At 71.2% G+C, this 24853-nt stretch carries 13 protein-coding genes and 2 pseudogenes; 5 read left to right on the top strand and 10 right to left on the bottom strand.

Features of this window, described 5'->3' with window-relative positions; all coding sequences use genetic code 11:
• Positions 1-33: 33 nt before the first annotated feature.
• From ACIBJH_RS41685 to ACIBJH_RS41655, 7 genes are all read right to left on the bottom strand, one after another.
• Positions 34-1302 (bottom strand): TIGR02679 family protein, encoded by a 1269-nt coding sequence (locus ACIBJH_RS41685; RefSeq protein WP_399122162.1) that lies wholly within the window; start codon positions 1300-1302, stop codon positions 34-36.
• Positions 1292-5386, bottom strand: a complete 4095-nt coding sequence (locus tag ACIBJH_RS41680) for a TIGR02680 family protein (protein ID WP_399122161.1) — start codon at positions 5384-5386, stop codon at positions 1292-1294. The genes ACIBJH_RS41685 and ACIBJH_RS41680 overlap by 11 nt, the downstream gene beginning before the upstream one ends.
• Positions 5383-6816 carry a TIGR02678 family protein gene (locus ACIBJH_RS41675; RefSeq protein ID WP_399122160.1) on the bottom strand — a complete coding sequence of 478 codons (1434 nt, stop codon included), beginning with the start codon at positions 6814-6816 and terminating at the stop codon, positions 5383-5385. The genes ACIBJH_RS41680 and ACIBJH_RS41675 overlap by 4 nt, the downstream gene beginning before the upstream one ends.
• Before the next feature lie 43 nt (positions 6817-6859).
• Positions 6860-8392 carry a TIGR02677 family protein gene (locus ACIBJH_RS41670; protein ID WP_399122159.1) on the bottom strand — a complete coding sequence of 511 codons (1533 nt, stop codon included), beginning with the start codon at positions 8390-8392 and terminating at the stop codon, positions 6860-6862.
• Positions 8393-8592: 200 nt separating this feature from the next.
• On the bottom strand, positions 8593-11727 hold the full coding sequence (locus ACIBJH_RS41665; protein ID WP_399122158.1) for a DEAD/DEAH box helicase: 3135 nt from the start codon (positions 11725-11727) through the stop codon (positions 8593-8595).
• Positions 11728-12945: 1218 nt separating this feature from the next.
• Positions 12946-14625, bottom strand: coding sequence for a hypothetical protein (locus ACIBJH_RS41660; protein WP_399122157.1), 1680 nt, complete (start codon positions 14623-14625; stop codon positions 12946-12948).
• Positions 14626-15051: 426 nt separating this feature from the next.
• On the bottom strand, positions 15052-16323 hold the full coding sequence (locus ACIBJH_RS41655; RefSeq protein WP_399122256.1) for an IS256 family transposase: 1272 nt from the start codon (positions 16321-16323) through the stop codon (positions 15052-15054).
• Positions 16324-16741: 418 nt separating this feature from the next.
• Here ACIBJH_RS41655 and ACIBJH_RS41650 point away from each other — a divergent pair, with 418 nt between their 5' ends.
• Entirely contained in the window at positions 16742-16972 is a 231-nt protein-coding gene (locus ACIBJH_RS41650) for a FitA-like ribbon-helix-helix domain-containing protein (protein WP_399122156.1), read from the top strand.
• Positions 16969-17391 (top strand): type II toxin-antitoxin system VapC family toxin, encoded by a 423-nt coding sequence (locus ACIBJH_RS41645; RefSeq protein WP_399122155.1) that lies wholly within the window; start codon positions 16969-16971, stop codon positions 17389-17391. The genes ACIBJH_RS41650 and ACIBJH_RS41645 overlap by 4 nt, the downstream gene beginning before the upstream one ends.
• Positions 17392-17484: 93 nt before the next feature.
• Here the strand turns inward: ACIBJH_RS41645 and ACIBJH_RS41640 are convergent.
• Positions 17485-17853, bottom strand: a pseudogene (locus tag ACIBJH_RS41640) (heavy metal-responsive transcriptional regulator); the annotation flags it as partial.
• A gap of 299 nt (positions 17854-18152) precedes the next feature.
• On the opposite strand from ACIBJH_RS41640, the gene ACIBJH_RS41635 reads away from it, so the two are divergent.
• Complete coding sequence (locus tag ACIBJH_RS41635) at positions 18153-18623, top strand: hypothetical protein (protein ID WP_399122154.1); 471 nt, start codon at positions 18153-18155, stop codon at positions 18621-18623.
• On the top strand, positions 18593-19165 hold the full coding sequence (locus ACIBJH_RS41630) for a hypothetical protein (RefSeq protein WP_399122153.1): 573 nt from the start codon (positions 18593-18595) through the stop codon (positions 19163-19165). The genes ACIBJH_RS41635 and ACIBJH_RS41630 overlap by 31 nt, the downstream gene beginning before the upstream one ends.
• Before the next feature lie 140 nt (positions 19166-19305).
• On the opposite strand, the gene ACIBJH_RS41625 is transcribed toward ACIBJH_RS41630, so the two are convergent.
• Complete coding sequence (locus tag ACIBJH_RS41625) at positions 19306-19884, bottom strand: WD40 repeat domain-containing protein (RefSeq protein WP_399122152.1); 579 nt, start codon at positions 19882-19884, stop codon at positions 19306-19308.
• A gap of 49 nt (positions 19885-19933) precedes the next feature.
• Between ACIBJH_RS41625 and ACIBJH_RS41620 the strand changes: the two are divergent.
• Positions 19934-21354, top strand: a pseudogene (locus ACIBJH_RS41620) (IS3 family transposase).
• Here ACIBJH_RS41620 and ACIBJH_RS41615 read toward each other — a convergent pair.
• Positions 21349-24741: a helix-turn-helix domain-containing protein gene (locus tag ACIBJH_RS41615; protein WP_399122151.1), complete on the bottom strand. Its 3393-nt coding sequence runs from the start codon at positions 24739-24741 to the stop codon at positions 21349-21351. The pseudogene ACIBJH_RS41620 and the gene ACIBJH_RS41615 sit on opposite strands and share 6 nt — an antisense overlap.
• Positions 24742-24853 lie beyond the last annotated feature (112 nt).

The following is a 24853-nucleotide window of genomic DNA, read 5'->3' as shown; positions in this document are numbered from 1 at the left end:
TCGACATCACTGCTGAGCGGTTCCACACCCAAGTCAGGCACCGGTGAGGTCAGACAGGAGTACGGACAGGAGACGTTCCTCCATGACCGCGCTGCCCGATTCCTCCATCACGATGGCCAGCGCGGGATCCCAGGGGCTGGCCGCAGGGGGTCCCGCGAGCGGCGTGGACTCGCCCTTGCCGAGTGCCGCCCTGTAGTCGGTGGCGGCCATCCGCCAGGGGTGGGCAGCGTGGCGGGCCACGGCGTCCGCGGTGATACGCAGGCCGACCCAGTCGAAGTCGGCGCGCCAGTGCAGCCGTGCTCCCGCGCCCACGGCGTCGCCGAGCAGCTTCTGGCAGGCTGCGGACGGGACGCCCTCCGTGCACACGAGGGCTGCGGCGGTGCCCTGGAGCTCACCGGCGGCGGCGCGCAGGACGGCCGGGTTCTCACAGACGAAGATCGTGCGGTCGGCGGGGACGACGGGGGCGGTGGTGAGCTGGTGGAGGGTGAGCCTGAAGGGGATGCCGAAGTCGGCGGCGTCGCGCAGCCAGTCGCAGACGACGGTGTCACCCCTGGCGCCGATGTTGAGGACGAGGACCTGGCTGGCGAGGTCGTCCGCGATGGCGCCGGCGCTCTCCCACAGGGCGCGCCGCCCGACCCGGTCGCGCGGTACGACCGCACTGTCGCCGGTGCGCCGGGCGAGGGCACGCAGGACGAGTTGTTCGAGCGGGGTGCCAGGCACGAGGGCCTTGGTGTCGCCGGTGGCCCACTCGGCGAGCACCGGAAGCGGCAGGGCACCGACCGCGTGTCCGGGGATCCGGTCCTCGTCACCGGTCAGCCTTTCCAGGACGCGCACCGCCGCGTCGAGGAGGGGCGCGTCCCCACGGCGTACGAGACGGGTGAGGGTGCCGTCGGCGGCGATCCGATCCAGCCAGGCCGCGAACCATCCCTGCCCGGCAAGCCGGCTCAAGTGGGCGGACTTCAGGGCCTGTTCGCGGTGTGCGTCCTCGTCGGCCCGTTCGGCCGGCCGGTCGCGCAGCGGGCCGTGGAGCCGGCCGAGGGTCGTCAGGAGACCGGTGCCGAAACGGTCGTACAGATATCCGTCCAGCTCGCGCAGGGGTACCGCGAGGCGCCTCGCGGTCTCGGGCCGGTAGCGGCCGGTGACGCCGATGACGGTGCGGCGCTCGGCCTCGCTGGGCGCCGCGAGCCCGATGTCGCCGTCGAGGGCGCCGCCGGTGCGCTCCAGCCTGCGGCGGGCAGCGGCGAGCAGCCGTGTCCATCCCTCACCCTGCAACTCGTCGTACACACCCCGCTCAGCCGGCAATCTCGGCCTCCTCGGGCAGTAGTGCCGGGACGCGCCGGGTGCCGGGCGAGCCGAGGGCGGCGGTGAGATCGCCGGTGTCGTCGGCGAGGAGCCGGTCGCCGTCCCAGACGAGCAGCAGCGCGGAGACGGTGTGGTCGACGGCGGTGTGCGCGAGGTCGTAGTGGGCCGCGGCGGACACGGAGGCGTGGGCGGCCCACAGGTCGTAGCCGGTCATGAACAGGTCGAGGTCGAACTGGGCGGCCAGCGACATGAGTTCGCCGCGCCCGGTGTCGTCCACGCCCGCGAACGCCTCGTCGAGGGCGAGCAGGCGCGGGGCGTGCGGGTCGGCCGAGTTGAGCATGGCGTGCGCGGCGGCGAACAGTGGCAGGTGCAGCGACACGGACTGCTCACCGCCCGACAGCCGGCTGTGCCGGGCGCGGGTGAGCCTCTCCTCGCTCTTGTCGGGCCGGACCAGCTGGAACGCGAACTGCCGCCAGCGCCGGTAGTCGAGGACCTCGGCCAGCAACTCCCGGTAGGGCTGGTCGCGGTGACGGGCACGGGCGGTCTTGATCTGCGCGGCGAAGTGAACGCGCACCCGGACGAGTCCCTCGGGGCCGAGGCGGGCGGCGTCGGCGTCGAGGAGGGCGCAGACGGTGCGCTGCTCGTCGTCGAGATGGTCGGCGAGCAGCCAACTCACACCGACCGTCGTCCCCGATGACATCGTCCGCCTGCGCATGTCGGTGTTCATGCGTCTGATCAGGTCACGGGCGTCGACGGTGCGGTCGTGGATCTGCTGGGCGAGCCGGGTGAGCAGGGCGTCCTCCAGGATGCGCTGCTCGGACTCGGAGAGCAGTTCGGCCTGGTCACGGCGGTGGGCGGAGATCTTCTGGGCGAAGGCGGCGACGGGCAGCGGACCCTCCTCGTCGGCCACGCGTACGACGATGATCCCGTCGGAGCCGTCCCATTCGGGCCGGTAGTCCTGTCCGGCGGCGGCGAGTTGTGCCTGGAGGTCGTCCAGGGCCTTGGTGAGCCGGGTGACGGACTGCTTGAGGCTGGTCTCGGTGGGGGTGAGGTCGCGGGTCGCGGCCAGGATCGCCTCGTGTACGGCGACCACGGCCGACGGGAGTGCCTCGCCGGCCCAGTCGGCCTCCTGGGCGGGCCAGGCGAGGCCGGGCGGGCAGCGCAGGATGTCGAGGAGTTCGCGGGCGGCGTACGGGCGCAGGCCGCGGGCGGTGTCCTTCTCCTCCGCCGCGGCGACCGCCCCGGCCTCGGCGGCGGCCGTACGGCGGGCCTCGGCCGAGGCGGTGCCCGCGATCGCGGTGTGCTGGGCGGTGCGGGCCGCCTCGGCCTCCCGGGCCAGGGCGTCGATCCCGTCCTCGGCCTCCTGCACCTGGCGCATCACCTCCTGGGCCTCGGCTCCGACGGCCGCTTGGAGGGCGTCGAGTCCCGCGGCCTCCTCCGCGTGCCGACGGCGCGTCGCGCGTTCGGTGTCCACCGCCGCCTCCTCGTCCTCGGTGGCGGCGGTGAGCCGGTCGGCGCCCGCCTGGGCGGCCTCGGTCTGGCGGGCGTGTTCGCGGCGGCGGGCGGCGAGCTCGCGGACCGCCGTCTCGAAGGCGCGGGTGGCGGTCTCGACGGCGTCGACGCGGTCCGTCTCGATGGCGTGCTCGGCCGCCGTGCGGCGCAGGGCGCGCTCGGCGACCGAGCAGGCAGCCACCGACTCGTCGTACGAGCCCTGGGCGGCGTCGGCGGCGTCGCGGGTGGCGCGCAGCCTCGCCGCGGCCCTGTCCAGTTCGCGTAGCGCCTCGGTGATGCCGGTGGTGCGGGGCAAGGCGGCGCGGGCGGCGGCGTACGTCTCCAGGGCGGCGTCCGTACGGGCCTGTGCTCGCGCCAACTCGTCGAGTTGGTCGGAGAGTTCGGCCAGGAGCGTCTCGCAGGCGGCGATCCGGGCGGCGCGCCGCCGGGCACGGGCGGTCACACCGACGTACTCAGCGTGCTCCTTGCTGTGGGCACCGACCAGGACACCTGCGGCGTACCGGCCGTCGGGGCTGATGTGCGGGATGCCGGTGTCGAGGTCGCCGGTGACGGCGACGGAGCGCAGTACGGCGGTGATGCGGGCGGCCGGGATCACGGCGTCGCCCTCGGGGGCCTCGGGTCGCAGGAGGTCGGCGAGGCTCGGTCCGTTGACCGGGGCACCGGCCCGGAGGTAGCCCTCGCTGTGCCCGGCCACCACAGGGATGTCCTCGGCGGTGACCAGGGCGTCGAGGAGGCCGGATGCCTCCAACGCCCCTTCCAGATCCGCACATTGGCGTTCGGTCAGTTCGCGCTCGAAAGCGACGAGTCGCCACAGGGGCACACCGTCACCGGACGCCCTCTCGGCGATTCGGCCACGGGCCGGGGGCGGGGCGTCGTCGTGCTCGGCGGCGATCCGGTCGCGCTCGGCCTCCGTCTCGGCGCGGCGGCGCTCGACATCCGTGCGCCGGGCGCGCAGGGAGGCGAGGGTGTCGCGCAGTTCCTGGACGGCGGGAGCGGTGGCCTCGCTGAAGGCGTCGGCGGGCGTGACCGCGTCGGCCTCGCCGGTGAGTGCGAGGGCTTCCGCGAGCCGGCGGGCACCCTCCTCGGCCAGGAGCGTGCCGTGTACTTCCGTCCACCGGCCGAGCACCGTGCGGGCTTCTTCGCGGGCGGATTCGAGGGCCACCTCGGCAACGGTCTCGGCGGTCTCGGCCGCGGCGACGGCCTCCTGCGCGCGGTCGAGGGAGACCCGGGCCAGGTCGCGGGTCTGCTCGGCGCCGCGTGCCGTCTGCTGGGCGGCGCGCACGGCCCGGACGCCCTCGTGGCGGGCCGCGGCGAGCGCGGTTGAGCGGTCGGCGAGCCGTGCGGGCGCGGCGTCAGCCGGGGTCCAGGCGAGGCCGGCGGTCTGGGCGTGGTCGGCGACGGTGGCGGCGTCGCGGGAGACCGCGGCGTCGAGTTCGGCGGCGATCCGGGCGGCGTGTTCGGCCTCGGCGCGGGCGCGGCCGGTGGCTGCCGTACGGCGCTCACGCTCGGCACTCGCCTGCCGGGCGGTCTGCTCGCAGGTGCGCACCAGCCGCTCCAGGTCGGCCAGTTGCTCGACGGCCTGGTAGGCGGCGGAGGAACGCAGCTGGTCCAGGCGGGCGCGCTGGGAGGCGAGCGAGGCATCGGCCGACTCGGCGCGCGTCTCGGCGGCGGCCTGCGCCTCGCGGGCCGCCGTCAGGTCCGCCGCGGCGGTGCGCAGGGTGGCGGCACGCTCGGCGGTCTCGGCGCGGCGGGCGGTGAGCCGGTCCGCGGCGGTGCGGGCGTGGACCCGCAGATAGGTGGAGTAGCTCGCGAGGAAGGCGCGGGTGGCGTCGTCGGCGGCGGCCAGTCCCTCCAGGGTGCGCTGCACGGACTCCATGTCGTCGAAGGATCGGGCCGCCTCGGCGATCAGGTCGTCGTCGAGCGGGCGCAGGCCCGCGGTGAGGGTGTCGGAGAGCTTGGCCGGGTCGAGGTTCTTGGCGAGCTGCGGGCGGCGCAGGGTGAGGATCAGGGTGAGCAGTTGCTCGTACCGCTCCCGGCCGAGGCCGAACAGACGCTGGTCGACGGCGGCGCGGTAGTCGGCCGTGGATGCGATCAGCTCGCGTCCGAGCTCGGCGGCGAGCTGTTTCCTCGTCATCGGCCGGTCGTCGTGGGTGAGGAGGGAGAAGTCCTCGCCGACGCGGCCTTCGGCGACGAAGTGCCAGCGGGCGGGTGTGTCGCGGTGCCGCTGGGCGTGCAGCCCGATGCCGCAGGTGACGGCCTCGCCGGTCTCGCGGTGGGTGAACTCGATCCAGACGTAGCCGAGCGCGCTGTCCTGCCCGCGGAAGAGCAGGTTGGACTTCATCGTGCGGTCCTCGGCGGCGAACGGGTTGAGCCGCTTGGGATCGATGCGCCCGTCGAGAACGAAGGGGAAGAGGACTTCGAGGGCCTTGGTCTTGCCGGACCCGTTCGGCCCGCGCAGCACCAACCAGCCGCCCGCGAAGGAGAACTCCTCGTCCCGGTAGTCCCACAGGTTGATGATCCCGGCACGGGTGGGGACGTAGCGGGCTGCCGGTGTGGGAGCGGGAGTGCTCACGGAGTCGGGTCCTTGGCGGTTTCGTCGTCGAACAGGGCGGTCTGGGCGGGTGGTCGGGGGACCGTACGGGTCTTCACCCGGGCGGTGACCCCTCGGTAACGGGCAAGCAGAGGCAGCGCGAGGGCACCGCCGTCGACCCGGACGATCAGCAACATGGCGGCCAGCAGGTCGAGAGCCTGGTCGAGCAGCCGGTCCGGGTCGCCGCGCAGATCGGCGGCGAAGCCCGCGCCGTACTCGCCGACGATCTCCTTGAGCCTGCCCCGGAGCCAGGAGTCCGTGACGAAGGGGTACCGGGTCTCGCCCGGCTCGTGATCCGCGTCGACGACCGTCTCGTACGCCGACTCCTCATCGGGCTCGGCGAGTTCGGTGAGTTCGGTGAGTTCGGTGACCGTCCCACGCGACGGCAGCGCGCCATCGATCCGCCGGGCGCGGGCCGCAAGGCGTTCGGCGGCCGTGGGTGCGGGCAGCAGTTCGAGGGCGTGCCGTCCGGAACGCTGCACGGCGGCGCTGATCCGAGCGGCGAGCAACAGCGCGGCCTGCGCGACCGTACCGCCGCCGGGGAAACGGACGTCGGACAGCCTGCCGGAGGTGTCGACGAGCGCCACGCCCTCGGCCCGCCGCTCCACCGCCAGCCCGGTCAGCCGCTCCAGGTCCTCGGCGAGGGCCGGGGCCCGCAGCTGGCCCAGGAGTTCGGCATCGGCGTCGGCGTAGTACGCGACCGGGTTCTCCAGCACGAGGCGGCGGGCCCGGCGGGCCTGGTCACGGCGCTGGGCGGCACGGCCCGCGGACAGACCCAGCGCGCCGGAGGAGTCGAGGAGCGAGGTGACCGAGGTCAGGTGCTGGAGCACGCGGGTCGGGTGGTGGACGGCGAGGAGGATCTCGCGGTCGATGTCGTACAGGGCCTCGGCACGCTCGGGATCGCCGGCCCAGGCGGTGGCGGAGCCGTCGGCGAGGGTGAGCGCGCCGCGTTCGGTGAGCCAGGTGACGGCGTCGACGAAGGCGTCCCGGTCGGGTTTGCGGGCGGTGTCGAGGCCGAGCCCGTCGATGCGTACGGCGTCGGCGGCGACCGCGTCGGCCAGTTCGCCCAGCGCCACCTGCGCGCCGTGGCGGCCGAGGGCCGCGAGGGTGAGGACGAGGTAGGCGTAGCGACGGCGGTCGAAAGGGCGTCCCGCGCGGGTGAGGGCCGGGCGGGTGGCATCCAGACCGTCCTGGGCGCGCTGGAGGCGGGCCGTGTCGGCGGTGGTGACGAGCCGGTAGCCGAGGACCTCCATCAGGTCGGTGCGCAGCTGATCGGCCCAGCGGCGCACGGTCGCCAGCGCCGCCCTGTCCGGGTACCCGGACGTGACCAGGGGGTGCCGCAGGACGAGCCGTACCGCCTTCTGGTAGTCGGAGAGTTCGAGCGGGGAGACGCCCTCGGCGACACGGCTCATACGGCGGCCTCGCTCACGACGACCCTGCTTGTGACGACCCGGCTCATACGGTGACCTCCAGGCGCAGCCCGTCGAGATGGAGACGGCCGCGCACGGTGTCGACGGTGGTGGAGCCCTCGGCGGGGGTGAGGGTGAGCCGTACCCCGTGGGCGGAGCCGGATGCGGCGGTGACCCGGCGGCTGGCGGGAACGCGGGCGGCGAGGGCCACGTCCAGCAGACCGAGCAGGGCCCGTGTCTCGGGCTCGTCGAGCGTCCGCCCGTACACCCCCTCCGCAGCAAGGGAGTTGGCGGCGCCGCGCCGCTCTGCCTGCTCCTTGAGCTGTTCGGCGCGCAGCAACGCCCGCCGGTCGTCGTCACGTTCGATGCGGCCGGGGCCGTGCAGGGCGGGGGTGCGGCCGGACTGGACCAGGGTGCGGGCGAGTTCGACCGGTTCGGCCTCCCACCAGGAGGTGCGGGACGGGATCCGCTCGGGGTCGGCGTACGGGACGGCGATGTGCCGGGGCGCGCCGAGCCCGAACACCGCCTGGAACAGGGCGTGCGCGTCCTCGTCGCTCTCGCAGGAGGTGAACCACTGGGCGAGATGGCGCAGTTGGCTCTCCCGGCTCACCCCGCCCCGACGCGCCTCGGTGACCCGGCGCAGCAGGGCGAGGACGGAGCGGATCGCGGTGACGGTGGCGTCCTGGAGCCGCTCGGTCTCGCTGTGCTCTCGCTCCGCGAACCAGTGGACGATGCCGTCCCACCGGTGCCGCCAGTCCGCCAGCCGCTCGGCGGGGCTGCGGAAGAGCCGCTCGTCCGCCTCGGCCGCGTACTCGATCATCCGCTCCACACCGGTGGCCGCGGCCTTCTCGACCGCCTCGGCCAACAGCGGGGCGTAGCGCCCGAGTTCGGCGGTGAACTCCCGCATGTGCGCGAGGAGGGTGTCCTTGTGGGCGAGGAACACCTCGGGCCGGGTGTCGTTGGTGCGCGCCAGGTCGCCCAGCATGAGGTAGAAACGGGCGGCCCGCTGCGCCATCTCGTTCAGCACGGAGTCGAGCCGGCCGAGCTTGCGGTACACCTCCTCACCGTCGCCCGCGGCGTTGGCCTCGGCCAGGGCGCGCAGGTCGCCGAGGATGTCAGGGAAGACGAGGCGGGAGAGCTGGGCGTCCTCCAGGCTCGCCCCGAGCACGTCCTCCACCGCCCGGTACGCCCGGTACCCGGCCTGGGTGAACTGGTACACGTAGTGCCGGTTGCGGTACTCGGCCAGATTCGCGGCGCGCGTCCCGTCGTACGACCGGTCCAGCACCTGCCAGTCCGCGAGCGCGTCGAGCAGCGGCTGAACGCCTGCTGTACCGCCGACGGCGCCCGCGGCGGGATGGTCGGCGGCTAGCCGCTCCAGCAGCCCCACCACGTCCGAAGTGTGCAGCAGCACCTGGTAGTTGGCACGTCCGCGGTCGAAGGCCCGCAGCAGCCACAGGTATTCGTGCCGCTTCTCGCCGGCAGCGAAGTGGAACAGCCGCAGCCGGTCGTCGAGGGAGAACGCGTCGATACCGAACGCGCCCTCGTCGACGGAGTGCGGGACGTCGAACTCGTCACTCACGGAACAGTGGGCTTCCCTTCTCCCCTGTTTCGGCCGATACACGTCCGGCCGGACGTGTACCACGGGATCCACACCAGTCTGCCGCACCCCGATCGGTGCGTGTGAGCCGCTCCTCTGCCCATGCCACTTGTGCTACTGCGCGCCCGTCTCACGCTCCCTGGCGGGCGGTGGCCTCAGTAGGGGCCCGCCCTGCGATCGGCTCAGCGGCGGATCGCCGCGTACGCCCCGAGCCACCCCGTCCCCAGCCGGTCACCGCCCCTGGTGAAGACGGCCGCCCCACTGTTGCCGGCCGAGTTGTCCGACGGGTCGTCGGGCGGCAGGAGCAAGGTGGTCGCCTCGCCGTCGCCGCTGTGCAGAGTGGTCGTCGCCCCGTTCCACAACCGGATCACCGCTCCCGGCGGCGCCGCCACCCGGACCTCGCCGTCGCCCTCCCGCAGGTCCAGGAGGACGCCGGTGGCACGCTCCGCGAGCAGCGCGCGGTAACGGTCCGGAGGCAAGGCGCAGTCGTTCGGCGGTGTCGTCCCACTCCAGTCGGGGGCGCCGACGCCGCGGGCGCGGGCCGCGCGCCACATCCGGGGAACGAGATCCGGCGCGAGCGGGGCGGTGGCCATCCGCTCGCACATCCACAGCAGCCGTCCGGCCCCGCGGTCGGGCCCGAGTGCGCGCCACCGGATGCGCTGGGCCAGGTCACCGGCGACGACGGCCGCCCACGGGTGGACCGTGCCGATCGGGCCCTGCGCGCCGAGCCAGGCCAGGTAGCGCTGAGCCTCCTCCAGGATGCCGGTCATGGAGTCGACAGGGATGCCCAGCACGTAACCCGGACGACCGCGGAAGAGGCCGGGGCGGTCGGCAACGAGGTGGAGGACCGCGCGGGCCAGGTCGCCGGGCACCGGCTTCGGCTCGTCCCACGCAGGCTCGTCGGTCTCCTGCGACTGCTCCTGCTCCTGCTCCTGCTCCTGCTCCTGCTCCTGCTCCTGGTCGGCCTCGCGCAGGACGCGGCGCAGTGCCGTACGGGCCCGGTCGGTGAACGGCGCCTGTTCCAGCACCGGGAGGCGGTTGCTGAGCAGAGCCGCCAGCGACCGCTCGGCGGTGAAGGGGCCTTCAGGCACCGGGGCCTCTCGCACCGCGGTGGCCAGGTCGTCGGCGAGAGCGGCGTCGACCATGAAGCGGCTGGTCAGCCTGCCCAGCGGACTCGTCTCCCAACGGTTGTCGCCGGCGGGGGCGCGCAGACAGCCCGCCGCTGTGAGGAACCGCACGGCCTCGCGCAGGGGTTCGACACCGGCGTGTCCCTGGTGCGCGGCCAGCGTCCCCGACCACCACCGCTCCGCCTCCTCGACCGCGGACACTCGTTCCTGGACGGCCTCGGCCAGGAGATGATCGGGCAGGTGGTCGCCCAGCCGTGACCGCACCGTGTATCCGGCGGCGAGCCGGGCCTGCCAGTGCGCCCGTTCCTCCGGGTCGGCGAGCAGGAACGCCCAGCCCTCCCGCTCCCCGGCACCGATCCGGCCGGCCCGTCCGAACATCTGCTGGACCATGGACACCTCCACGCGGTCCAGGCCGACGGTGGTGTCGGCGACGATCACGGCCCGGGCGGGGAGGTTGACGCCCGCGGCGACGGTGGAGGTGGCGACCAGGATGTCCGCCTCACGGGTACGGAATGCCTGCTCGGCCTCCCGCTTGTAAGGCCAGTCCCGGTAGTGGAGCCGCACCCCGGCCTTGGTGCACAGCCGCTCGACGGCTTCGGCGTCGTCCGCGTCCACGCCGGCGGTCACCGCACCACGGTCGGCGGCCAGCGCCAGCGCGGTCGCCCGCACCCGTCGCTTGCTGCCGCAGAACACCAGCACGCTGCCGCCGTCCGCACCGACCCCGCGGGCGATCCGCACGGCCGCCTCGGTACGCACCGCCGCCCGCGCCGCCCAGTCCGCCTCGTCCGCCGCCGACAGGACCGGCAGCTGCCAGGTCAGCCGGGTGGGCCGCCAGGCGGTGCGGACCAGGCGGGCGCCCAGCCACTCGGCCACCTCGTCCGCGTTGGCGACCGTCGCCGACAGCCCGACGATCCGCGCGCCCGCGCCGTCCTCCCGCACCCGCGCGAGCAGCGCCTCCAGTACGGCGCCACGCACCGGATCGCCGAGGAGGTGGATCTCGTCGACGACCAGACAGCCCACCTCGGCAAGCGCGTCGCGCAACGATCCCGCACGGCAGATCGCCTCGAACTTCTCCGTCGTCGCCACCCACACGTCGGCCGCCCGGATCAGCCCGGAGTCCACGGCGGCCTCCCCGGTCAGCCGTACCACGCGCAGACCCCGGCGCCGCCACAGCTGGAGCTCCCGGTCGAGTTCGTCGGTGAGCGAGCGCTGCGGCACCAGCCAGGCGGCCTTCCCGCCCCGGGCGTGCGCGTCCAGCGCCGCGACCATCCCGATCGGGGTCTTGCCCGCGCCGGTGGGCGCCACCACCACCAGATGCCCGGTGCCCTCCCGTACGACGGGAACGGCAGCCGCCTGGGCCGGGTTGAACGACGGATGCGGCAGCAGCGCGGCCCACCCGGCGGGCACCAACTCCCCGACGGGCACGTACGCGTCGCCGTCGTCCTGCGGCAACTCCTCCAGACCGTCCCACTGCGCGGCGAAGGCGTCCCGGGCCGCCACCGCCCAGGGACCCTCGGCCGGGACAGCGCCACCCGGACCGACCGCAACCAGATCCGTACGGCCGCCCAACTCATTGACCGTGCCGATCTCTTCGGCCTCTTCCCAGTAGCGGCTGACCCGGTACGGGACGCCGTGCTTCGCGAGCCAGGTCCGCAGCGCGTCGTATCCCGGACCCTCGGGCAGGATCACCCGCACGTCCTCCGCCGCCGCGACCGCCTCCTCGGTGAGCCGCCACTCCGGATCGGTCACCTTGCACCACAGCAGGGCCCGCTGCTCGGCCTGCTCCAGCACGGCCAGGTCGTCCGGCCACGCCGGAGGGTGTCCCCCGCGCATCGCCCCGGGGAACTGCCTGGGGACGCGGACCGCCGTCACGCTGCCCCCGGGACCACTCGGGCAGGACCCCGGCGACACGGACACGGCCGCCGAAGACGCGGCCGTGAGCTGGTCGTACGTCTTCACCCCCAGGTCAGCGAGACTGAACGCGGTGGGGCAGCCCGGACAGACCAGCGCGGCATACCGGTACACCCGCCCCCGCGACTCGTACGGCCTGCGCAGCGCGTGCAACTCCCCCTCGCAGACGGGACAACGGCGCTCCACCCGTTCCTCGTAGGCCCAGCCGGGCTCAAAGAACCGCGCCGGGAGCACCCCGCCCAGGGCGACACCCCACCGCCGCCGCACCACCTCGGTCACGGAGCCCTCCGCACCCGTCCCCGACTGTGCCGGGACTCCCCCAGCCTTCGGCCGGGGGGACCCCCACTCGTCCGTCACTCCGTCCGCGCCGCGCATACCCGCGACTGTGGCATGCCGTGATCCACACCCGCAGGCGGTTCCCACGTCTTCCACCACTACGGGTTCCACCACCATGAGCACAGCCTGCGCCAACCGGCCAAGGGAGTCACGGCCTCGCCGCTCGGACGCCTACGGATGGCGCCTTGTCGAGCGGCCACGACAGCACGGCGCCCTGACCGGTATCCGCCGAGCCCAAGTCATCCCGCACCGTGCACCGACGCCGCGCAGTTGGGCCCCCGCTGGATCGGCCGTCACGGCTGTTGTCGTAGGTCGCGAGGTCCAGGGCCGACGGAGCCGAGGCCGCCAAGGCGGTCGCCGGCGCGGTCGACGCGGGCGGTCACGCGTCACGACCGCGCAGCCGGCCGAGGACGCCGGAGCCTCCGCGCAGCAGGTCACCGCACCGACCGACGCCGCGATCCAGCTCGGTTCGCCCTACGGGGACGGCCGATAGTGAAGCAGCACGTCGTCGTCCACGCCCCACGGAAACCCGGCCGGCCGGGCGATTATCTGGATGGCACAACTCCCATGCGAAAACCGCGAGGCTGACCGAGGATCCATCTGCACGACCTCTGCGCGCCTGGCCACCAAATGGCCACCAGCTCGAACCGGACGGGGCCGGGAAATCGACAGCCATGAGCAAATGCCGAGGTCACAGCCTTGCTATCCGCAACCGACACTGGCCGCCAACTTCAGACCTACGCATTGCGATGCACAGACCGCACGCGCCCGATTGGCCCGAATTCCAAGGTCATCGGAAACAAGAAACCCCAGGTCAGATTTCTGACCTGGGGTTCACCTTGGAGCCGCCTTCGGGATTCGAACCCGAGACCTCCGCATCACGAGACCATGAGTGATCATGTCGTTTGGTGCCGTGCCGTGCCGTGCTGCCAAGTGACGTTCAGGCCGATCAGAGCACGTACGGCCGGTGGTCCTGTGCCGCCTCGTTCGACGTCGTCCACAGGCGTCCGGCCACCGAGCGGCCACCGTGAGCGCCACGGCCGTGAGCGCCGGCGCCTCTACGTGCCCGCTGCACCGATTGTGGCAGCCCTACAAACCCTGGAGGATGCGCGCCTTGGCGCTCGATCCACCAAACGTGCAGGCAGAGGTACCAGCGGGAGTTCACCGGACGTCGACGTAGTCGGTGACCCGGGGGCTTCTGAGGTAGTGGTCTCCGGTCTGGCGGCTGAGGGCGATGGCCCAGGTGCCGTCCTGTTTGGTGGTCTCCATGCCGATGAGGTGGCCGTGCCTGTCGGTGTCCAGTTCGGTGACGTAGCGGTAGGTGGTGGAGCCGCGGGGCTTGAAGTAGAGGGTGGGGGAACCGCCGTAGAGCGGCTTCCAGGTGGTGCCGTTCTTGTACTGGAGGGTGCCGGCGAAACTGAACGCCTGGTTCTTGCGGACCGGGTTCGTCGAGGCGTGGAAGCCGGTGATGCGGGTGGCGTAGCGGTAGAGGCGGACGGGTTTGGTGGTGTTGGTCGCCAGGTCGGGGTTGCCGTCGAAGCGGGCGCGCCAGTAGGCGTTGGTGTTCGTGGTGGTGAGGGTGCGGGCGAAGTCCTCAACGGCCAGGGGCTTGTTGTGGCGGAGTTTGATGGGGACGGTGGCGGCGTTCTTCCAGCCGCTTTTGCCGTCCTTGGAGTACTGCAGGGTGACGGTGGGCCTGGCGGGCCAGTGGGCGCGTGCGTCTTCGTAGTAGACGTAGCCGGAGACCTTGAGGGACGAGGTGTCGGTGAGGTCCGCGCTCATGTCGAGGTGGGTGGCGTAGGCGACGTGGAGGCTGAAGGGTTCGGTGGCGAGCTGCTGGAAGGGCATGTAGACGGTGCCCGCCATGAGTTCGGCTGCCGGGGCGGCGTTGTAGGAGGAGACGTGCAGCGTGTAGGCGCCGTGGCTGTCGGTGGTGGTCTCGCCGACCTCGAAGGAGGGACGGTTGCTTGCGTCGAGCCCGGCGAGGGAGATCGTGGTGTTCGGCAGTGGCTGCCAGCCGGCGGTCGTCTGGATCTCGGCGCGGCCGGTGACGGTGCCGGTGGCGCCCTGCTTCAGGTTCAGGGTGTGCGTGCTGGCGGTGAAGCGGACGGGTGCCTGGGTGGTGTGCAGGTACTGCTTGGGGCTCGACAGGTCGATCGCGCCGGGGTAGTTGACGGAGGCCCCGGGTGCGGCGGTCAGGTCGATGGACGTCTGGACGGGGACGAAGGCGGCGGTGAAGCGGCCGTCGGCCGTGGTGGTCGCGTCCACCCGCCCCCGCCCGGTCTCGATGTCGACGGGTATGCCGGCTGCGGGAGTTGGGGTGTCCGGGTGGCGGGGGTCCGTGGCGAGGGCGCTGCCGCTGACGGTGACCTGCTGGTGGAGGTAGTCCGGCACGGTGGGAGTGGCGGTCAGCTCGGGGATCCTGACCAGAGTCTGATACCGGAGGGTGTGGGGAGAGAGGGCGCCGGTGACGGTGGCGCCGGAGGCGTCCTCAAGGTCGACGGTGACCCGGTAGTCGCCGAGGTCGGCCAGATGGACCGGCGCTCGCCAGACCCCTGACGTCGCGTCCTGTCCGGTGTACTGGGTGAAGTCCTCCGTCGACCCGGCCTCCGGTCCCCCTGCCGGTGCGTCCAGCGGATAGAAGTGGGCCGTGATGTGGGTGAGGGGGCTGGCGGAGTGCGCGGTCACGAAGATCAGCCCGGGTTCGTACCAGCCGTCCGCGTCGGACAGGACGGGGCCGCCGGTGGCGTTGTCCGCGTGGGCCGGGGACAGACCGCCCGTGAACAGGGTGGCGGACAGGGCGGTTGCCGTGGCTGCCGCCAGGAAGGTACTGCGTCTCAAGATGGTTCCCCCCGGGAATCGGACGACTTCGAGCATGAGCATGAGCATGAGCATGCGGATCGAGAACTTTAGTGACGTGCTCTGACGGGGTGGCACTTGGGGGCGCTGTCGGCGCGGTTGGTCAACTTGACGGACCGTCAACGCGGGGCGCTCGCCCAGGAACTGCTTGGGCGAGCGCCTGGACGCCCTTTGCAGGTCAGCCGAGTTGGCTGACAACAGCGTTGTCGCCCTTCGCGGCGGCGTCGGCGGGCGGCAGGGCGGTGTCGTAGACGTGGATGTCACTGACCTTGCCGTTGGCGTACTCGCCGTAGGTGCCCTGGTAGAGGCGGCGGCCGATCTGGACGGCACCGGCGGCGTTCCACGAGGTGCCGCTGTAGGTCTTGGTACGGGTCTGTAAAGCGAGCGGTGTAACTGGGTTCGGTGTGGCTAGAGTTGGCCTGCGGTGAGGCGGCCGTCGAAGGCCAGGTCGAAGGCGTTCATAGCGCCCTTCCAGCGCATGGTCCAGCGTTTACGGCCGGCGCCGGTCGGGTCGAGGCTCATGACGGCCATGTAGACACATGTGAGGGCGGCCTGCTCCGTGGGGAAGTGCCCGCGGGCGCGGACGGCCTTGCGGATGCGGGCGTTGACGCTCTCAATACTGTTGGTCGTGCACACGATGCGGCGTATTTCTGCATCAAACTGAAGGAAAGGCGTGAACTCGGGCCAGCTGGACTCCCAGAGGCGGACGATCGCCGGGTACTTCTTGCCCCAGGTCTCGGCGAATTCCAGGAACCGCGTCGTGGCCGCGTCCTCGGTCGGCGCGGTGTAGACGGGCTTGAGCGCCTTGGCGATCTTGTCCCAGTCCTGTCGGGCCGCGTATCGAAATGACGCCCGCAGCAGGTGAACCACGCACGTTTGCACCACAGTTCGCGGCCAGACCTCGCCAACTGCGTCGGGCAGGCCCTTCAACCCGTCGCAGACCAGCATGAGGACGTCTTCGACGCCCCTGTTCTTGAGCTCGGAGAGCACTCGGAGCCAGTGTTTCGCGCCTTCGCCGCCGTCGCCGGCCCACAGGCCGAGGATGTCGCGGTGTCCCTCGGCGGTGACCGCCAGGGCCACGTAGATCGGCCTGTTCGCTACTTGGCCATCGCGAATCTTGACGTTGATAGCGTCAATGAAGACGACCGGGTAGACGCGGTCGAGCGGCCGGTTCCGCCTTTCCGCCATGCCATCCATCACCTTGTCGGTGATCGTGCTGATGGTCGTCTTGGAGACGTCCGCGCCGTAGACCTCGGCCAGGTGCGCGGAGATCTCCCCGTGCGTAAGACCCTTCGCGGACAGCGAGAGCACCATCTCGTCCACGCCGGTCAGCCGGCGCTGCCGCTTCCTGACGATGGCCGGCTCGAAGGAGCCCTCCCGGTCGCGAGGCACGTCGATCTCGACCGGCCCGATGTCCGTCAGCACCGTCTTGGACCGGGTGCCGTTACGGGAGTTGCCGCCGTCCTTGCCCGCCGGGTCGTGCTTGTCATAGCCGAGATGGCCGGTGATCTCGCCCTCCAGGGCGGACTCCAGAACCGCCTTGGTCAGCTGCTGCAGCAGCCCGCCCTCGCCGGTCAGCTGCAGCCCCCTGCTGCGGGCCTGCTCGACGAGCTGGTCGATCAGTTTCTGCTCGACCGTCGCGGCCTCCGGCGACGGATCCGCCTGGTCAGCGGCGGCCACGAACTCGGCCACGGTGTCAGTCACTTGATGTCTCTTCCATGATCATCAATTACACCGGTGAGCGTACAGACCCAGTGCTCGTCAGCAATCCGTTACCGCCGCCTGCTGTACTCCATCACTCGCGGTCCGTACGCGACGCAGTTCCAGGAAGTCGGTGGCGATGCCCATAAAGGCCAGTTGCTGGCGGGTCCATGATCCTCGACGAGACACCCGCCTGGTTCGTCGGTCGTGTGGAGCACAAGAAATCCGCCGCACTTCCACGCTGCCGGCCGGATGGCATCCATGCTCGGCAGGCAGCCGATGCACGGCCAGCACCCTCTGGCCGTGTCGCGCTCCGCACGGCCGGGTCGGCACCCGTGTGCAGTACGACCAGCCCCCGATGGCTGCATATCACCTGCACTGCTGCTAAAATGCAGACATGACCGCGATCACGATCCGGGATGTCCCGGAAGACACCGTCAACGCCCTGAAGGTCCGCGCCGCGCAGGCGGGTAAGTCGCTCCAGGCGTACGCCCTGGACCTTCTCGCCCGGGAAGCCGTCAAGCCCACCCTCGCGGAGATGGCCACACGCCTGGAGCGTGAAACCCGCACCGAGCTCAGCACGACCGACATCCTCGACGCCATCGAGGACGGGCGGGACCGACGTTGATCGTCATTGACTGCTCCAGCCTTGTACACTTCCTCCTCGACCACGGCAAGACCGGAACCGCGATCCGTGAGCGGGTGGGCCGCGCCGATACTCTCGCAGCGCCGGGCCTGCTGGACTACGAGATCACCTCGGCCGCCTTCGGGCTGGCCCGCGGTCGGCGAGGGGGTAAGCCGAAGATCACGGAAAAGGAAGCCGTGAAGGCGATCACCGACTACCAGGCCCTCGCTCTCGACCTGCACCCCACGCTGGTCCTGTGGCAGCGAGTACGCGAGCTGTCGAACAACCTCTCCGTCTACGACGCGCATTACGTGGCCCTCGCCGAGAGCTTCGGCGTCCCGCTGATCACCAGCGACGCCAGGATCGAGCGCAGCGGGACGGCACGCTGCACCATCGAGACCTTCGAGGCATCCAGCATCTGACCCCAGCAGCAGCATCTCTCCACTGACGTACGAAGTCGTCCAGGGAACTGCTCAGTTGGCGAGTTCTCCATCGTGCGGTGGGGTGAGGATGGTTCAGATGTCGTTCTCGGCGCAGGTGGCCGGGTCGGTTGTGGCGGCGCGCCGGGCGAGATCCCGCAGTGCGGTGCGTGTGGCGCGCAGTTCACGCAGGCGGCGTTCTATGTCGGCGAGGTGCTCGTCGATCAGGCGCGTCACGTGGGCGCAGGGGGCCTGACCGCCATCGCGCAGGGCCAGGACGAACCGGATTTCAGCGAGGGTGAGTCCGGCGCCCTGGGCGTCCCGGATGAACGCCAGACGCGTCGCGGTCTCGTCCGGGTAGTCGCGGTAGCCGCCCGGGGTGCGAGGTGGCTCGGGCAACAGGCCCGCTTGTTCGTAGAAGCGGAGGGTCTTCGTGGTCAGCCGACTGGTGGCGGCGAGGTCGCCATCCCACGTCGCGCGGAGTACGCCAAGACTTGGGACCTGTCAGAACCGGACAGTCCCAACGACACGGATCGTCTTACCGGAGCCAAGTGGTTTTCACACCCTGGCCGGGGGCAGCGGCTTCGGGATTCGGACCCGAGACCCTTACCTGACACGCCAATTGGGGACGGCAGTGCCTCGATACCATTGAGGCAGCTCGAGGCGCATCGCCGCAAGGTGCGAGCCGTCGTACGCTCCCGGAAGCCGGGTGACCTCCGTCGTGGCGAGCCTTCCAGACCGCCTCCGTACGGTCGACTCGGCTCATGATCCGAACTCTCTACGCGCTGCTGCTCGCCCTGGCCATGGCAACGGCGGCCATCACACCGGGCTCGGCCGCTCCTTCTCTTCGACTGCCCGGCGACAGAAGCAACTTCGTCGTCGCAACGGCACGTCTGGCGCCCGGAGCCTGGACACGGCTGGGCACGTACCACTTCGACACGGACGGAACCGTCACGGCCAACACCTACCACTGGAAGCAGAAGAGCCGCCCGAAGCCCCTCGTACGTGTGCCCGTCGGGGCCAAGCCGAGTGGTGTCGACTGCGCTCCGGGTTCCCGTACCAAGCGAGGCTCCCGCCCCTGTCAGGTCATGACGGCGGCCGGGTTCACCGGTAAGGCCCCGAGTTCCGCCGTGGCACCTTCGAGATGCGGGCCGGTGCTGTCGTACGTATCGTCTGGACACCGCAGTGGACGGAGGAGTGGTCCGTGCAGTCTCTGGCGGGCCTGGTTCGCCTGACGTTCCGCAGCTCCGATGACGCCACGGACGGTTACGCGTACGGCAGCAAGGCAGAACTGAGCACGCGGCGCGCCGTGTCCAGCGTCCACGACTCCCCGTACGTTCTGCCCCTGGGCGGCTGGTCCTGGGATCAGAAGGCGGGCAAGAGGATGAGAATGAAGTCCAGCCCGTTCGGCCAACAGAACTACCGGCACTGCCGGACCCCTTCGTGGTGCATGACGCAGTACCAGTCCACCTCGGGTGCGTGTAAATGCGCGGACTCGCCGGACACCTCGATCCAGTACTACCTTGCACGCGTCAACAACCATGACCGGCGCGACACGTGGTGGCACTGGTGCACCTGCCTCACCGCGAAGCACCGACAGCTGTGCCACAGCGGCAACTCCCATGTGAAGCCGTTGCTCCAAGTCCTGGACGACTCCGGGAAGTTCCGGGGTTGGGTCGGGGTGGAGGCATCGTTCTCTCCGTACGGCACAGATGCTGTGGCGCTGCCGGACCACATGCTGGGGGTACTGCGGTTCATCGAGTCGGATCCGGCGTGAGGTCGCGTCCGGGGCCACCCGCGCGGTGGCCCCGGACGCGTTGGTCGGCCGTGGTATGCCGACGTCCCACCCGCTGTCGTTGTGCCGAGCCCGGGCATCACTCGTCTCCAGGAGGCCGGCCCGTGCGATTGCCCCTTCGGTCAGGTACGGCACCTGAAGCCTTCGCGTGCGTCTGGTACCAGTTCCTGGTCGCGAAGGTCGGGATGGGCGTCGTCCAGACGATCACACAGGGCCTTCTCGGCGGCGGAGACGGAAGTAGGCCACCGACGTACCGCGGTGCTGCCTGTGGTCCACAGGCGGTCGCCTGCCGGACTGAGGTGCGCGGAGGTGAAGTCCTCACCGGGAGCCTGGAGGCGGTGGCTGGGGAGCGCCTGATCGTTGCTCGTGGGCCACGTGGCCACCGTGCCGTCGCCTGATGCGCTGGCGGCCACGGTGTAGTCGCGGGTGGTGGTCAAGGCGGTGACGGCTCGGGTGTGCAGGGCGGCGGACTTGCCGAGGGGACGCAGCCGACGGGCACTGCCGACGGGGGTGTGCGCACTCGCCGGTGGGCGGTCGAAACCCCAGAGGCGCACGTGGCCTTGCTGGTCACCGGTGGCGAGGCGGTCGGCTCCCGCGCTGAGGAAGGCCACCGCGGTGATGCCCAGGGTGTGCCCTGTGCGGGCGGCAACGGAGGCGCGGGTCTTCGGCTCTCCCCTCTCTGACAGTCTCGGCTGAGACACCCGTTTTGTCGGGTTAGTCTGGATGGACGAGACAGGAGATCCCCTCAGCATGGCCAGCACCACCCCGATACCTAGCACTGGCGGCGACGATCCGGCGCCGAAGCCGAAGCGGCGGACGTTCCCCGCGGAGTACAAGCTGCGAATCGTCGCCGAGTACGACGCCGCTCCGCCGGGCGAGAAGGGCGCGGTCCTGCGCCGTGAGCGGCTCTACCACTCGCACATCATCGAGTGGCGCCAGGCCCGTGAGGCCGGCGCACTCGACGCGCTGACCGACCGGCGGACCTCGGCGGTGCGGCCGAGGAAGGCGGCCGAGCAGGCCGAGTTGGAGCGGCTGCGCAAGAAGGTCGCCCGCCTGGAGAAGGACCTGGCCCGCCGCGATGCCGCGCTGGAGGTCATGGGAAAAGCCAACGCGCTCTTGGAACTGCTCTCCGAGAGCGCGGACTGAAGCATGCCGCCGTGCCCGTGATCGATGAGGCTTTCGCGGGCGTCCAGGGCCAGTTGGGCATTGCGGCGGCCTGCCGGCTGACCGGACGCTCACGCGCCACCCACTACCGCCGCATCAACCCGGTGCCGAAGCCCGCACCGTCCCCGAGACCTGCGCCCGCCTCGGCCCTCTCGCCGGCCGAGCGGGCCGAGATCCTGGCGCTGCTGAACCGGCCGGAGTACGTCGACCTGCCGCCCGCGCAGGTCTGGGCGCGTGAGCTGGACGCGGGCAACTACTGGTGCTCGCAGCGGACGATGTACCGGATCCTGTCCGCCGCCGGGCAGAACGGCGAACGCCGCCGCCAGGCCGCCCACCCGCCACGGACGATCCCCGAACTGGTCGCCACCGGGCCGTCGCAGGTCTTCACCTGGGACATCACCAAGCTGCCCGGCCCGGTCAAGGGGATCTGGTATCACGCCTACGTCATCATCGACATCTTCAGCCGCTACGTCGTCGGCCACACCGTCGAGCGGGCCGAATCGGCGGGACGGGCCGAGGAGTTGATCCGCGAGACCATCGAGCGCAACGGCATCGTCCCCGAGACCGTGCACGCGGATCGCGGCACCTCAATGACCAGCAAGAAGGTCTCCCAGCTGCTGATCGACCTCGGTGTCACCAGGAGTCACTCACGCCCCAGGGTCAGCAACGACAATCCGTACTCGGAAAGCCAGTTCAGGACCACGAAGTACACCGCCGACTATCCGGAACGGTTCGATTCGCTGCCCCATGCCCGGGAGTGGATGGACGCGTTCATCGCCTACTACAACCATGACCACAGACACTCCGGGATCGGCCTGCACACCCCCGCCTCCGTCCACTTCGGCACCGCCGAGGAGGTCCGCGACCAGCGGGCCATCGCGCTCGCCGAGGCATACGAGCGCCACCCCCAACGCTTCGCCCGCCGACCGAGACCACCCCGGATACCCGGCCAGGTCTGGATCAACGACCCGGCAAAACGCAGGGAAACCGAACCACAAGGTTCATAGCACCGTGAACGTCTCATTTGACTTGACAACTACCGCTCGAGCCTCCCACACGTGCAGGCTGCCGCCCGTGGTGCCGCCGGCGAGCCAGGCGCCGTCGGGCGAGAAGCTCAGGGACTGGAAGAAGCCCGCGCCGACCCCTGTGTCAGGGATGCGGCTACCGCGTCGGCTGGGTTTGGCCCCGTGCGGGATTGGCGGGACGTTCCACAGCTGGACCGTCTTGGTGTCGTCCCCGAAAGCGACGACCGAGCCGTCGGGCGAGAGCGCCACGGCGTAGACCGGCCGCAGCCGGGACAACGCCCCTGCGTGCCCCAGGTGTTGGGGGTTGCTGGGGTTGATGGTGTCGTAGAGCTGTACGGTCCAGTCCTCGGTGGCGACGGCGAGACGGGACCCGTTGCGGCTGGCGGCGAGCGCGGTAATGGCCCCAGGGCCGGCTGGCCTTAATACGAACAGCGGACGGCTGCTCCCGGCGCCTGGTTGCCACAGGCGCACGCTGTGCCGGTCGGCGGTGGCGAGCCACTGGCCGTCGGCGGGCTGGGCGGAGGAGATGACGGGATCGGTGTGACCGAGGAGCACTGGCAGCGGCATGGGCCATGCCCAGATCTTTCCGCTGTGTGCGGCGCCCGCGAACAAGGCGCTGCCGTCCGGAGCGAAGGAGAGGGAATCGAGATCGCTTGGGTGTGGCAGGGTCAGCAGCAGGCGGCCGGTGTGCGGATCACGCAATCGCACCGGTCCGGTGTGGTCGGCTTCGGCCAGAAGCCTGCCGTCCGGGCTGTAGTCCATGCCGGCCGCGTATGTGCCTCGTTGCGGCGCGTGCCGGGCGTCCTGGCAGGTGAACTGCTTGGTCAGGCGGGCGATCCGGCAGAGCAGCAGGCTGCCGTCGCCGATTCCGGCGGCCAGCGTCCTGCCGTCGGGAGAAAGGGGTGCTTCGGGCGAGCTGGTCGCAAGCCGCAGTGTTCCGCGCGGGGTGAAGTGGTCGGCTCGGGTTCCGGGTAGGCGTTGCCAGACGATTGCGACGCCCGTGTCCTGCTCGCCGACCCGGTGGGTCCCGGCCGCGGACAACCGGGTGCCGTCCTCGGAGAATGACACCGCGTACGGCTTCGCGTGGGTCGCCCCGCTCTGCCCTCGGCTCGGGTTCGGCAAGGGGAGGCGATGTGGAGCCGTTCGGATGGGGCCGTGGTCGTTGAAGTCCCACATCAGGACGTACCCGCCGCGATCCGCTACGGCCAGCGTGTGACCGTCACGGGACAGTCTCAGGTGGCTCACGCCGGTAGTTCCCTTCCACAGGATCTTCCCGGCGGTCAGCCGTGGACGCGGCGCATAGGTGACGTGCCAGAGCCGGACACGAGGGCCTTCGCCGACTACGAGGGTGTTGCCGTCGTGTGTGAACGCCAGCCCGTACACCGCCGTGCCCGTCCGGACGCCGGGGACCCGTCCGGTCCACACGGCACGCCGAGGCGGCAGCTGCTCGCCTGTCTCTCGTGCGGAGCGCAGTGTGAGCACGCCGGCTTCGGTAGCTGTCGCCAACAGTGCCGGCCGCCCGCGCGCTTCGGGTCCGACAGCGATGGCCTCCACTGATCCGGTGCCGGCGTCGAGACGGCGTGGCACCGGAAAACCGGAGACGCTGGCTACAGCCTCCCTGGCCGCGGCGGAAGAGGATGCGTAGTGGTGTGCGGTGACGGCCAGTGCGGCGGCCCTGGCGGGATCGACCGGCAGCAGCAGCTTCGCGGCCGCCGCCGCCTCTCCGACCTGTGCCCGGTGCGTCGACTCCCGCTCACGACCCACAGCCGCCACCGCCGCCACGGTCGCGATGACGGCAAGCGCGGTGATGCCCGCAAGCGCCCGCAGCAGCCGCCTCAGCCGGCGCATCCCACGCTCGGCCGCCTTTTGCGACGCCTTCAGGAACTCCCGCTCCACCTCGCTGAGTACTCCGCGATGGTCGGCCGCCCACTGGCCGGCCACCGCCAGTCCGGCGCCTTGCAGCAGCAGTTCGTCCCGCCGCCCTGCCTCTTGCCACGTCGACGCCCCATCCGTGATGCGCTGCCGCAGCCGCAGCCCGGCCCGGTCCGCGTCGATCCATCCGGCCAGGCGCGGCCACGCCCACAACACCGCCTCATGGCTCAGCTCGACCGCCCTCTCGCCCCAGGTCAGCAGCCTTGAGGCAGTGAACGCCTCAGCTACCGCCCGCTGTCCGGCACTCAGCCGCACAAGGGGGACCCGGCGGCGGGTGTCCCCGCCCTCCTCTCCCACCTGCACCAGCTCCAGCATTAGGTGCCGGGCTGTCTCCCGCTGTACCGCCGACAGCCCCTGGTACACGGCTTCCGCGCTCTCCGCGATCGCCCTGCGCAGCCCGCCGCCCGCCTCATATCCCCGCACTGTCAGATGCCGGCCCGACCGATGCTGCCAGGTCGTCAGCAGGGCGTGTGACAACAGTGGCAAGCTGCTCGGTTCCCAGCCGCGTCCCACCGGATCCAGGTCTTCGAGCACCCGTTTCACCAGCTCCGGCTCAACCTGGAGCCGCGCCAGTTCGGCCGGCCTACCCACCGCCCGCAGCAGGTCGCCGCGCGACATCGCGCCCAGCGTCACCGTCGCCCGCTCCAGGGCTCTGGCCAGTGGCGGATGGGCGAGGCACTGCTCGTAGAAGTCCGCGCGCACGGCGAGCACGGCCAGCGGTGCCGCACACACGGCTGAAACGTAGGCGGCGCGTTCCGCCTCGTCGGCGCAGAGCGCAAAGATCTCTTCCCACTGGTCCACCACCAACAGCAGCGCTTTGCCGCGCGCCGGGAACCGGCCCTGACCCAGGAGTTCCTCCACTTCGGCTGCGGACTGACCGAGCGGACCGGCCAGCGCCCGAGCCAGCGTGCCAAGCGGATTCGCGGTCGGCGTGACCACCACGGCCGACGGAAGATCCGCGTCACCCAGGCGTGACAGCAGACCGGCCCTCAGCAGCGAGGACTTTCCCGCACCGGACGCGCCGAGCAGCATCACGGTCCCGCCGCCTGCTTCAGCGGCCCGCCGCACCCTGCTTACCAGGGTGTCGGTGGCGTCCTCCCGGCCAAAGAACCAGCGCGCGTCCTGCTCGCCGAACGCGGCCAGCCCACGGTAGGGGCACTCGCCAGGCTGCGCCGCCGAACCACCGCACAGCCGCGACAACTCGCCGTCTGCCGACAGCGCGGCGTCCAGGCACTCGGCGAGCGCCTGGTGCGGTCGCTTGCGGCCGCACTCGATGTTGGACAGGTAGCCCTTGCTGTAACTCGCCACCTTCGCCAACTGCGACAGCGACACTCCGCGCTCGCCCCTCAGGCGGCGCATGGCCACCCCGAACTCCTGCGGAACCGGCTCCGAGCTCTCCCGGACCGTCTCCTCCCCCATGGCGTTCTCCCAGTTCACGCGACGTATCCCGGTATCGCCGCGCAAGGGATACGCGGCACTCCTAGCGTGCCGTGCGCTGGGTGGGCACGGTGAGTTCAACGGGCCGCAGTCACCACGTTGAGTGACGGCG

It is taken from the genome of Streptomyces sp. NPDC050548 (genome assembly GCF_044457385.1).
Lineage (GTDB): Bacteria > Actinomycetota > Actinomycetes > Streptomycetales > Streptomycetaceae > Streptomyces.
Note: the sequence above shows the minus strand (reverse complement) of the source record. Positions and strands in the feature narration are given on the sequence as shown.

Coding starts and splice junctions, on each gene's coding strand:
- ACIBJH_RS41675 (WP_399122160.1), bottom strand. CDS start 6,816: ATGAGCCGTGTCGCCGAGGGCGTCTCCCCGCTCGAACTCTCCGACTAC.
- ACIBJH_RS41650 (WP_399122156.1), top strand. CDS start 16,742: ATGACCGCGATCACGATCCGGGATGTCCCGGAAGACACCGTCAACGCC.
- ACIBJH_RS41635 (WP_399122154.1), top strand. CDS start 18,153: ATGATCCGAACTCTCTACGCGCTGCTGCTCGCCCTGGCCATGGCAACG.